The following is a 959-nucleotide window of genomic DNA, read 5'->3' as shown; positions in this document are numbered from 1 at the left end:
TCTATTTTTTGATCACTCATCTAAACATTCTCCCTTTCTATTTTTCCTTTTAAGCTAATTAATAGTTTATCATCAACTCTCTTAGGTTTATACCCCATTCTATCAATCAAGATACCCTCTATAACCTTCATACGAGCCGTATAACGCCTATATTCACTTTCAGCATAGGTTAACGTGTCAGAATCTATTTCAATCAATTTAGAGCCCTTCTGAACCCCTCTCATTAAATGATAGCATTTCGTTCTTTCCTCTCTCACCAGTCGAAGCAAAATTAACAAGTCGAATGTATGAACAACCGATAGTTCACTAAATCGCCATTCAGCCATTTCTAAGTAAATATGGTCTTTTAGTTTTGGACGCTGCTTTTTCAAAGGAGCGTCACAAAACCCACAATTTTCAGCGTATTTATTGTTCTCTGAATTACAGTAAGAACAAATCATTTTTGAAAATCCTTGCTATTTAAGAAGTTAAGAACCAATGACCATAACTCGTCAGAAACTTCCAATTCGTACTCGTCAATGACTGGTTGATAAGACTGCAACCCTTCAAAAAGACCTTGTTCACTGATGAAATTTCGCTTAAAGGCATGATTAAACTCGTTCACTCTCTCAATAACAAATTCTCCATTTTCTTTATAAATCAGTAATTTTTTCATCTTTAGACCCCCCCTTGAAGTGATCTAGTGCAACCTTACGAAAATAAGCAGACATAGACTTTAACTCCTGGTCCGAAATTTCATTCTCGATCTTTTCCCAAATATCGCTAGGAAGTGTGATAGAAACCTTTTTAGTAACGCCAAGACTTGGACGACCGGCTTTTTCTTTTTTAGCTGAATTGGAGTGCTTCAAGTGTTCCGGTAACAAATCATATTTATAAGGTGGAATATAAAGCTGATTTAACATTTCATTGACCTTTTCTAAGTCCACACCTTCTTTTGTAACCAGTACCATAAATTCATC

General features: G+C 35.5%; 3 protein-coding genes. All 3 read right to left on the bottom strand.

The window, feature by feature from the left end; genetic code table 11:
- Window positions 1–20 precede the first annotated feature (20 nt).
- Window positions 21–371, bottom strand: a complete 351-nt coding sequence (locus ACEWK1_RS27695; protein WP_416636890.1) for a hypothetical protein — start codon at window positions 369–371, stop codon at window positions 21–23.
- Window positions 372–436: 65 nt separating this feature from the next.
- Window positions 437–655: a hypothetical protein gene (locus tag ACEWK1_RS27690; RefSeq protein ID WP_416636889.1), complete on the bottom strand. Its 219-nt coding sequence runs from the start codon at window positions 653–655 to the stop codon at window positions 437–439.
- Window positions 633–959, bottom strand: a 327-nt coding sequence (locus ACEWK1_RS27685; RefSeq protein WP_416636888.1) for a hypothetical protein, incomplete at its 5' end; no start/stop codon positions are given. The genes ACEWK1_RS27690 and ACEWK1_RS27685, both read right to left, overlap by 23 nt.

The organism is Metabacillus sp. YM-086 (assembly GCF_048059995.1).
GTDB lineage: Bacteria > Bacillota > Bacilli > Bacillales > Bacillaceae > Metabacillus > Metabacillus litoralis_B.
The sequence above is the reverse complement of the archived record's forward strand: the minus strand, read 5'-3'. Positions and strand labels throughout refer to the sequence as shown.